This is a genomic window from Kitasatospora sp. NPDC047058 (assembly GCF_040643935.1).
Lineage (GTDB): Bacteria > Actinomycetota > Actinomycetes > Streptomycetales > Streptomycetaceae > Kitasatospora.
Window position 1 is genome coordinate 1 of record NZ_JBEYVJ010000275.1, and the last position, 9813, is coordinate 9813.

A 9813-nucleotide genomic window follows, 5' to 3' on the forward strand; every position below is an offset into this window, starting at 1 on the left:
GGGACGGCCCCGAGCCCGGCGTGGGCCGCGGCCGCCCGGACGCCGCGTAGGTCTGGAGCTGGAGGCCGTCGCAGTAGCACCAGCGGTCGTGCACCGCGTCGTACAGCCAGAGCTCCTCCCCCTGGACGACCAGCCCGAGCCGCAGCCCGTGGGTCCTGTCCCGGAAGGTCTCCAGGTCGATGGTGCCGGCCGCGAGGTCCTCCAGCAGCGAGCGGTACTTGGTGAGGGAGCCGTCCGCGTCGGCCAGCACCGGTCGCGGGTCGGCGGTCCGGGCCGGCGGGCCGGTCGCGGCCGGCGGCGACCCGGGGAGGTTGACCAGCAGCCGGCCGTCGACCCAGGTGGACCACCCGTTCGAGCAGAGTACCTGCGCCCAGTCGCCGCGCCGGTCGATCAGCCGGACCGGCAGCAGCGGGTCCAGCGGGGTCGAGGGCAGGGACGGGTCCGGCGCCGCCCAGGTGGCCATACCGCCTGGCGCGGCGACGTGGGTCGGGCGGAACGCGAACTCTTCCATGGGCGGCTGCCTGTCTCCCGGCTGCTTCCGATTCCTGCACTGCCGTCTCCGTCACCGTGCCTCCGCCACGGTTCTCCGCCGCCCGCGCTACTTCCGCATGATCGCGGGCTCCTGCCGGCGCAGCAGCGCCAGCACGACGACGCCCAGCACGGCCGAGATGCCCACCAGCAGGCCCATGCAGCGCAGCCAGTGGGCACGGACGGGCTGGAACAGCGGGTCGGCGGTGATGGCGGTCGGGAAGACGGTGTGCAGGTCGATGGTCTGGGCCATCGCGGCCAGGCCCCACCGGGACGGCACCAGCCAGGCGAACTGCTCCAGGCCGGGCACCCCGTGCAGCTTCAGCATGGCGCCGCTGAACACGATCTGCACCACCGAGAGGAGCACCAGCATCGGCATGGTGGCCTCCTCCTTGCGCACCAGCGCGGAGACCAGCAGCCCGAGCATCATCGCGGAGAAGGACAGCATGGCGACGGCCAGGATCAGCTCCGCCAGCGGCGGCAGCACCACCCCGCTGTGCACCCGGACGCCGTTGGGCAGGAGCGGACTGAGGTTCACCCCGGCCAGGCCGACGACGGTGAGCACGGCGGCCTGGGCCACCGTGATGGTGCCGAGCACCACCACCTTGGAGACCAGGTACGCCGATCTGGACAGGCCGACCACCCGTTCCCGCTGGTAGATCGGCCGTTCCTTGACGATCTCGCGGACGGCGTTGGCGGAGCCGGTGAGCAGGCCGCCGATGCAGAGCGTGAGCACGACGTTGATGGCGTTGTCGGGGGAGATTCGGGCCCCGGCCATCGCCCGGCACATCACGCCGATGATGAACGGCAGCGCGATCATCACGGTGAGGAAGAGCCGGTCGGCGGCCAGGACCGAGGTGTAGCGGCGGACCAGGGTGCCCAGCTGGGAGAACCAGCCCTGCGGCTTCTCCGGGCCGATCGGGCTGCCGTTCGGCGCGGCGGAGTACCCCGCGGGGACGTTCGGCAGCGCGCCGGCCTCCACGTACCGCTGGTACTGCGGGGAGGCGCGGAACCGGCTCTGCATGGCGGCGTGGTCCTCGCTCTCGAACGCCTCGAAGGCCTCCGGCCACTCGGTGAAGCCGAAGAACGGCAGCGCCTCGTCGGGCGGGCCGTAGTAGGCGGTGCGGCCGCCGGGGGCCAGCACCAGCAGCCGGTCGCAGACGCCCAGGCTGAGCACGCTGTGGGTGACCACGACCACCGTGCGGCCGTCGTCGGCGAGGCCGCGCAGCATCCGCATCACCGAGCGTTCCATGCCCGGGTCGAGACCGGAGGTCGGTTCGTCCAGGAAGAGCAGGGACGGCTTGGTCAGCAGTTCGAGGGCGACGCTGACGCGCTTGCGCTGGCCGCCGGAGAGGCTGGAGATCACCAGGTCGGCCCGGCTGTCCAGGCCGAGTTCGTGGATCACCTCGTCGACCCGGGCCTCCCGCTCCTCCTTGGTGGTGTCGCCGGGGAAGCGTAATTCGGCCGCGTAGGCCAGGGCGCGGCGGACGGTGAGCTGGGTGTGCAGGATGTCGTCCTGCGGCACCAGGCCGATCCGGCGGCGCAGTTCGGCGTAGTCGCGGTAGAGGTCGCGGCCGTCGTAGAGGACGGTGCCCTCGTCGGCGGGGCGCAGCCCGGTGAGGGCGTTCAGCAGGGTGGACTTGCCGGCGCCGCTCGGGCCGGCCACCGCGAGCAGGGCCTTCTCGGCCAGCGGGAAGCCGACGTCGTCCAGCAGCACCCGGTGGTCGGGGCCGACCCTGACCACCAGGCCCTGGACGTTGAGCGAGATCTCGCCGGTGTCGGTGTACTCGACCAGTTCGTCGCCGGACAGGCAGAGCGCCGAGTGGCCGATGCCGACGATGTCGGCCGGGCCGACCGGGGCCCGGTCCACCGGACTGCCGTTGAGGTAGGTGCCGTTGTGGCTGCCCAGGTCGACGATCTCGTGGCCGCCGTCGGGCAGGGTGCGCAGTTCGGCGTGGTGGCGGGAGACCACCAGGTCGTCCAGGACGAGGTCGTTGTCGCCGGCCCGGCCGATCCGGACCGTCCGGCCGGGCAGCCGGATGACGGCGCTGGGCTGCCGGAAGACGCCGGAGGCCTGCGGGGCGATCAGCGACGGCCGCTCGGCGGCGGCCGGGGCGGGCAGGCCGGCGAAGGTCGCGGCCGGCCCGTCGGCCGGGTTGCCGAACCGCAGCCGGGTGCCGGGGCCGACGTCCTCGTGCTGGATCCGGCGGCCGTCGGTGAAGGTGCCGTTGGTGGAACCGACGTCCTCCAGCAGCCAGTGGCCCTCGTCGGCGCGCAGCACGGCGTGGTGCCAGGACACCCGCGGGTCGTCGAGGACGATCTCGCTCGTCGGGTCGCGGCCGACGTGGTACGCCCGACGCGGGTCGATCAGCTGCGAGTCCGTGTCGGTGACGAGAACCAGAGGCGGCGCGGCGGGCGCGCCTGCGCGCTCTCCCATGGTTCGGATTCTAGTCCGGGCAGCCCCCGGGCGGCGCGCCGGGACCGGGAATTGGACTGGACCACTGGATCGGCACCGGGCCGCTGCCCTATCGTTCGGGGTGCCGCCCGGGCGTCCGGGCTCCGGCGCACGACCCCACGCGAGCCCCCGGGATGGTCCCATGAGCGTCTGGCCGCAGTTGCGCGACTCCCGGCTCGTCCGGGCCGGCCGGGCCCCCGGGACCGTCCTGCGCTGCGGGCTGATGGACACCATGCTCGCCGACCTCTCGGTCTCGGTGGTGCTCTTCTTCGAAGAGGCGCTGGACGAGGACCGGCTCGCCGCGGGGCTGGCCCGGGCACTGGAGCGCGTCCCCGTCTTCGCCGGCCGGCTGCGCACCGCCGGCGGGGTGCTGGAGATGGTCTGCGACGACTCCGGCGTACCGGTGACCTGTTACGAGGTGGACGGCACCCTCGCCGAGGCGATGGGCCGGGTCACCGCGGCGGGCGGCGGGCTGGTCGACCCGGTGGACGCGCCCGCCGCGCGGACCGGCGGCCTGCCGCTGCTGACCGTGCGGCTCACCCGGCCCTCGGCCGGCGGCACCGTGCTCGGCTGCTCCTGGCACCACGCGATCGGCGACCTGCAGAGCTTCATGCTGCTGCTGCACGCCTGGTCCGCCGCGGTGGAGGGCGGCGAGCTGCCGCACGTAGAACTGACCGAGGATCAGGACGCCCTGCTGGAGAAGGTGTTGCCCGCCGAGGACAGCGGCCGGCCCGGCTTCCGGCTGCCCGCGCCGGCCGAGGCGGCCGCCCTGGCCCGCGAGGTCGCGGCCGGCCCGCGCGCCAACCGGACCGTGCAGGTGTACTTCGGCGACGCCGAACTCGGCCGGATGCGCGACGGGTTCGCCGCCGCGGCCGGTCGCCGGCTCTCCACCGGCGACGCCCTCCTCGCCCATGTCGCCACGGTGATCCGCGCGTTGGACGACGACCGGGAGGAGCGCATGGTCACCGTCCCGGTCAACGTCCGCCGCCCGCTCGGCCTTTCGCCGGGCCTGGTCGGCAACCTGCTCAGCGAGATCCACCTGCCGCAGCGCCCGCAGGACGGGCCGGCCGCGCTGGCCGCCGCCCTCCGGGCCGCCGTGCAGGACTTCACCACCGGGCACCTCAACCTCCGCGCCAACCTGGCCTTCCTGGAGTCGCTCGGGCGGTCCCGGCTGCATGAGTGCGTGCCACTCGGCTTCGACCCGGAGCGGCGGCGGTTCAGCTTCTCCAACTGGAGCCGGTTCGGCGCCTACCGGGTCTCCTTCCAGGGGCAGCGGCCGGTGTTCTTCAGTCCGGCCGCCAACTACCCGTTGCCGTGGGTCTGCTGGGCCGTCGAGGGCTTCCACGGCGCCGGACAGCTCGCCACCGTCGTGCTCCCGGCCCGGCTGGCCGCCCGGCTGCGCGGCACCGAGGGCCGGGCGGCGCTGCACCGCCACCGCGACCCGGCGGACGTCCTGCCGGCCGTGGTCGCCACGCTGCCGAAGGTGCTGTAGCGGGCGCGCCGGGGGACGGCCACCGTCCGGCCGTCTCCCGGCGCGCCCGCGGCGCCGCGCGTGCCGTGATCAGGCCGGGAAGGCCTCCTCGATCGCCGTCCAGAGCCGCACCCGGGCCTGCAGGGCGAGGCGGACGGTGTCCGCGCAGGCGGCCCACCTGGCGTCGTCCTCACCGTTCAGGTCGATCAGCATCTGCATCGCCATCGGCGTGTGCTGCTCGCCGTCCACCTCGATGTGCCGCGCCAGGTAGTCCTTGAAGACGGTGAGCCGGCCGTCCGGGTCCTCGATCCTGATGACCTGGGCGAACATGTCGGGGATCAGGTCCTCGCGGCCGAAGGCGAAGGCGGCGGCGCGGCAGTGCACCGGCGCGTTCTCGATGATCTCCCAGGTGGTCGAGGTGAAGTCGACGGCGGCCTGCGGCACTCCGGCGGCCTTCAGGGCCTCCGGCACCGCGGTGCCCGCGCGCATCAGGCCGAGGAAGGCCTCGACCGGCGCGGGGTCGGCGCCGGCCTGCCGCATGCCCTCGACGTACAGCTCGAAGTGGCTGGTGTAGCCCTCGCCGAGCTCGTCGCTCTCCTCGACCAGCACGATCTCGTTGATCAGCCGGCGGCTGGCGGTCGGCCCGTCCGGCACCCACGGCACGTCGACGCAGGTCAGCTCGCGCTGCAGGCTCTTCAGCAGCGACATGAAGTCCCAGACGGCGAACACGTGCCGGTCCAGGAAGGTGCGGACCCGCCCGAGGCTGTTCAGGCCGCCGTAGACGGTGTGGCCGACGACCTCGCGGCGCAGCGGGTCGATCGCCCGCTGGAGGCCGGTCAGGCCGGGGTGCGAACGGTCCCAGTGGTAGCGGTTGGTGGACATGCGGGGGCTCCTCACAGGGGGGAAGGGGGACGCCCCGGAAGGTGGGGGTGCCTCCCGGGGACGGCGGGTGCCCGGCCTACTTCACGACGGCGCGCAGGGCCTGCCGCAGTTGCTCGCGGCCGGGCTGGAGGGCGCGGTCGAGGGCGGGGGCGAAGGGGAGCACCGCGCCGTCCGGGCGGGTGACCCGGCGGGGCGGGGCGATCAGCCGCAGTTCCTCGGCGGCGGTGGCGACCACCTCGGCGCCGATGCCGCAGCTGCGGTTGGAGTCGTCGACGACCACCAGCCGGCCGGTGCGCTCCAGCGAGGCGGCCAGCGCCGCCCAGTCGAAGGGGTACAGGGTGCGCGGGTCGAAGACCTCGACCGAGATCTCGCCCTCGAGTTCGCCGGCGACCGCCAGCGCGTCGTGCACCAGGTGGCCCACGGCGACCAGGGTGACGTCGGTGCCGGTCCGGTGCACGCGGGCCGAGCCGAGCGGGACGGGCACCAGCTCCCGGGTGACGGTCTCGCGGACGGGCAGCGCGGCGGCGGGCGCGAACACCACGACCGGGTCCGGGTCGCGGACGGCCGAGCGGAGCAGCCCGTAGGCGTCGGCCGGGGTGGCCGGCACCACGGTCTTCACCCCGGCGTGCGCGAACAGGCTGTACGGGTGGTCCGAGTGCTGGCCCGCCCAGCCGTCCCGGGAGCCGGAGCCGGGCACCAGGCAGGTCAGCGGGACGCCCGCCTGGCCGCCGGTCATCAGCGAGAACTTGTGCGCCTGGTTCACGAGTTGCTCGAAGACCAGGAAGAGCAGCGAGGGGATCTGGAACTCCAGCACCGGGCGGCGGCCGGCCAGCGCCGCGCCGACCGCCGCCGCGGTGAAGGCCTGCTCGGAGAGCGGGGTGTCGACGATCCGCCCGGGCCCGAAGCGGTCCAGCAGCCCCAGCGTGGGGCCGGCCAGGCCGGCGCCGATGTCCTCGCCGAACACGCAGACCGCCTCGTCCGCGGCGAGTTCGTCGGCCAGCGCCCGGTTGAGCGCCTTGGTGTACGAGAGCCTCATGCGGTCGCCCCCGCCCGCGGCTGCCGCCCGTCGGCGTACAGGTACCGGGAGGCCCCGGCCGGGTCCGGGTGGGCGGAGGCGAGCGCGAACCGTTCGGCCTCCGCGAGTTCGGCGGCCACCTCGGCGTCCAGCGCGGCGCTCGCGGCCGCGCCGATCGCGGCGGCGGCGCGGGGCAGCGGGTCCCGCTCGCGCCAGGCCGCCACCTCCTCGGCGGTGCGGTAGCGGAGTTTCATCCGGCGTTCCATGGTGTGGTGGCCCTCGAAGCGGTAGGTGCGGCACTCCAGGAAGGCGGGGCCCTCGCCGGACCGCGCCCGGGCCACGGCCTGCCCGGCGGCGGCCCGGACGGCCTCGGTGTCCATGCCGTCCACCGTCTCGGCGGGGATGCCGAAGGCGGCCGCCCGGCCGAGCGCGCTGCCGGCCACCGCCGTGCCGGCGGGCAGCGTGGTGGCGTAGCCGTTGTTCTCGCAGACGAAGACCACCGGGGCCCGCCACATCGCCGCCAGGTTGAGCGACTCCAGCAGGACGCCCTGGTTGAGCGCGCCGTCGCCGAAGAAGGAGACCACCACCCGGCCGTCGCCGGCCTGGCGGGCGGCCCAGGCGGCGCCGACCGCGATCGGCGCGCCGGCGCCGACGATGCCGTTGGCGCCGAGGATGCCCAGCGACAGGTCGGCGGCGTGCATCGAGCCACCCCGCCCCCGGTTCAACCCGTCGACCCGGCCGGCCAGTTCGGCCAGCAGCCGGCGCGGCTCGGTGCCGCGGGCGAGCACGTGGCCGTGCCCGCGGTGGGTGGAGGTGAGCCGGTCGCCGGGGCCGAGCGCGGCGCAGACGCCGACCGCCACGGCCTCCTGGCCGATGTACGGGTGGATGCCGCCGGTGATCACCCCGGACTTCACCAGCCCGAGCGCCAGCTCCTCGAACCCCCGGATCAGCCGCAGCATCCGGTACCGCTGACCGGGGGTACGGAGCGGGGCGACCGGGGCGGCGGGGGCGGCCTGGTCCGGAGGGGACGCCGTCACCGGGTGCCCCGCCAGACGGTCGGGCAGACGTCCGGGTCGGCGTAGTCGGGCCGGCCGTCGGGGGTCCGGCGGACGACCACGTCGTGGTTGTAGACCACCGCGGCGCCGTCCGGCCGGGTGGCCGGGCGGTACTCGTTGGCGCCGTCCTGGAGGTGCAGCGACACCGCGCGGCGCGGCGTGGCGGCCAGGTTGGGGCCGCTGCCGTGGTAGGTGCGGCAGTGGTGGAAGCTGACGTGCCCGCGCGGGATCAGCATCGGCACCTTGCGGACCTGCTGCCCGTTGAAGCGGGCGTTCTCGGCGAGGATCCCGTCCAGTTCGGCGCTGTCGCGCTCGGCGAAGTGCCGGGTGGAGTCCTCGCCGGAGTCCAGCTCGCGCCAGCGGTGGCTGCCGTCGACCATGGTGATGGTGCCGTTCTCCTCGCCGCAGTCGTGGAACGGCAGGAACGCGGTGAGCATCCGGTCGGAGGCCGAGGTCTGCCAGTAGTGCTTGTCGAAGTGCCACGGCACCCGGTTGCTCGGCTCCTCGGGCACCGGCGGCTTGTAGATCAGGGTGGCCTGGAAGACCCGGATCTCCTCGGCCTCGGCGAGCAGCGCGGCGACGGCCCCGAGCAGCGGCTTGCGCAGGATCGCGCCGATCGCGTCGCTCTCGTAGTGCACGTAGTCGTTGTGCCGCTGGACCGGCCCGTGGGCGGGCTCCCAGGAGGCCAGGTGCGGCGGGCGGACCGGCAGCCGGCGGTCGCGGTGGCCCTCGTAGTACTTCTCGGTGGCGGCCTGCAGGGTGTCCAGCTCCTCGTCGCCGAACAGCCGGCGGGAGAGGTACCAGCCGTGTTCGAGGTAGCCGGCCACCTCCTCGGGGGTCGGCAGCAGGGCGCGTTCGGCCTCGGTGAGCCGGAACTCGGCGGCGGTGGTCACGGGGTGGTGCCTCCTTCGGTCGGGGTGGGGGCGGGCCGCTCAGACGGAGGCGGGGGCGTTCTGCCGTTCGACGGCCTCGTACAGGGCCTTGATGTTGGCGGTGCCGAAGGTGCCCGCGCCCTGGCGCTCGATCAGCTCCAGGAAGTACGTCCGGCGGGGGTGGGTGGAGCGGGCGAAGATCTGGAACAGCTGCCCGCCGTGGTCCTGGTCGACCAGCACGTCGAGCTCGCGCAGCGTCGCGACCGGGATGGCGGTGCCGCCGAGCCGCTCGGCCAGCGCGTCGTAGTAGGCACCGGGGGTGCTGAGGAACTCGACGCCGCGCTCGCGGACGGTGCGGACGGCGGTGGCGATGTCGTCGGTGCGGAAGGCGAGGTGCTGGACGCCGGCGCCGTCGTGGTCGGCCAGGAAGGTGTCGATCTGGCCGGGGCGGCGGGTGGTGTCGGGCTCGATCAGGGTGAAGGTGACCTCGCCGGAGGCGCTCTGCACCACGCCGGAGTCCATCGCCTGCTCGCCGACCTCGATGTACTCGCCGAAGATCCGGTGCAGGCCGAGCGCGGCCTCGCAGAACTTCACCGCCGGGGCCAGCTCGCCGGCCGGGACGCAGATCGCGGCGTGGTCGAGGGCGTCCAGCAGGGTGCCGCCGGGCGGTGCGGCGGGTTGCCCGGGCGGCTGCGGGACGAACCGCAGGGCGAGGTCGCCGAAGCCGGCCACCAGGCCGCCGGCCCGGTCGAGGACGCGCGCGCCGTGCCGCTCGGCGCGCTCCAGCGAGGCCTGCGGGTCGGTGCAGCCGAGGGCGATCACCGCGACGCCGTCGCCGTGCCGGGCCACGTACCGGGCCACCGGGTGGGCGGGGTCGGCGGCCGAGAAGAGGTGCAGCCGGATGGCGGCCTGGCGCAGCCGGACGACGCGCAGGCCGGCGGGCTCGGGCTGCGGGGCGCCCGGCGGCGGGGCGGGCTCGGCGGCGAACCCGAAGTCGGCGCAGAGGCCGGCCGCGGCCCGGTCGGCGTCCGCGCAGTGGAACTCGACGTGGGTGATGGACTGGATGGACAACGGGATCTCCCCGGAGGTGGTGAAGGACGAGTGGCTGGGGCGTGCCGGCGGTGCGTGCGTCGGCGGTGCGCGCGCCGGCGATGCGTGGGCCGATGGTGCGCGGGCCGGCGCGGTGTGCGGGCCGGCGCGATATGCGGGCCGTGCCGGTGCTACCGGGCGGAGCGGGTGGAGGCCGGGCCGAAGACCAGGCTGACGTTGTGGCCGCCGAAGGCGAAGGCGTTGCTCAGGGCGGCTCCGGGCGGTGTGGACCGGGCCGGTCCGCGGACGTGGTCGAGGGCGCAGGCCGGGTCGGGGTCGGTGAGGTTCAGGGTCGGCGGCAGCGTCCCCCGGGCCACCGCCAGCGCGGTGACCGCCGCCTCCAACGCCCCTGCGGCGCCGAGCAGATGGCCGGTGGCGCCCTTGGTCGAGCTGACCGCGGGCCCGTGCTCGCCGAGACCGCGGCGCTGCGCGCCGTCTTCGGCGAG

Annotated in this window: 8 protein-coding genes and 1 pseudogene; 1 reads left to right on the forward strand and 8 read right to left on the reverse strand. The window is 74.9% G+C overall.

Translation table 11 applies throughout. The annotated features are described in order from the left end of the window. Both ABZ885_RS29365 and ABZ885_RS29370 read right to left on the reverse strand, forming a co-directional pair. The coding region (locus ABZ885_RS29365) for a hypothetical protein (protein ID WP_360194998.1) at positions 1 to 511 on the reverse strand (511 nt) is incomplete at its 3' end. 87 nt (positions 512 to 598) lie between these two features. Beyond that, complete coding sequence (locus ABZ885_RS29370) at positions 599 to 2965, reverse strand: FHA domain-containing protein (protein WP_360195001.1); 2367 nt, start codon at positions 2963 to 2965, stop codon at positions 599 to 601. A 160-nt stretch (positions 2966 to 3125) separates the two neighbouring features. On the opposite strand from ABZ885_RS29370, the gene ABZ885_RS29375 reads away from it, so the two are divergent. Then, positions 3126 to 4475 carry an acyltransferase gene (locus ABZ885_RS29375; RefSeq protein WP_360195004.1) on the forward strand — a complete coding sequence of 450 codons (1350 nt, stop codon included), beginning with the start codon at positions 3126 to 3128 and terminating at the stop codon, positions 4473 to 4475. Between the two features lie 69 nt (positions 4476 to 4544). Here the strand turns inward: ABZ885_RS29375 and ABZ885_RS29380 are convergent, their stop codons facing one another. The 6 genes and pseudogenes from ABZ885_RS29380 to ABZ885_RS29405 all read right to left on the reverse strand — a co-directional run. Then, complete coding sequence (locus tag ABZ885_RS29380; RefSeq protein WP_360195007.1) at positions 4545 to 5336, reverse strand: DUF3050 domain-containing protein; 792 nt, start codon at positions 5334 to 5336, stop codon at positions 4545 to 4547. A 76-nt stretch (positions 5337 to 5412) separates the two neighbouring features. Beyond that, positions 5413 to 6372, reverse strand: a complete 960-nt coding sequence (locus tag ABZ885_RS29385) for a transketolase C-terminal domain-containing protein (protein WP_360195010.1) — start codon at positions 6370 to 6372, stop codon at positions 5413 to 5415. Further along, on the reverse strand, positions 6369 to 7388 hold the full coding sequence (locus ABZ885_RS29390; protein ID WP_360195013.1) for a thiamine pyrophosphate-dependent dehydrogenase E1 component subunit alpha: 1020 nt from the start codon (positions 7386 to 7388) through the stop codon (positions 6369 to 6371). Before ABZ885_RS29390 ends, ABZ885_RS29385 begins: the two co-directional genes overlap by 4 nt. After that, positions 7385 to 8299 carry a phytanoyl-CoA dioxygenase family protein gene (locus ABZ885_RS29395; RefSeq protein WP_360195016.1) on the reverse strand — a complete coding sequence of 305 codons (915 nt, stop codon included), beginning with the start codon at positions 8297 to 8299 and terminating at the stop codon, positions 7385 to 7387. The genes ABZ885_RS29390 and ABZ885_RS29395 overlap by 4 nt, the downstream gene beginning before the upstream one ends. Positions 8300 to 8338: 39 nt before the next feature. Further along, positions 8339 to 9349, reverse strand: a complete 1011-nt coding sequence (gene hppD / locus ABZ885_RS29400) for a 4-hydroxyphenylpyruvate dioxygenase (RefSeq protein ID WP_360195019.1) — start codon at positions 9347 to 9349, stop codon at positions 8339 to 8341. A gap of 149 nt (positions 9350 to 9498) precedes the next feature. Beyond that, positions 9499 to 9813: pseudogene (locus ABZ885_RS29405) on the reverse strand (beta-ketoacyl synthase); the annotation flags it as partial.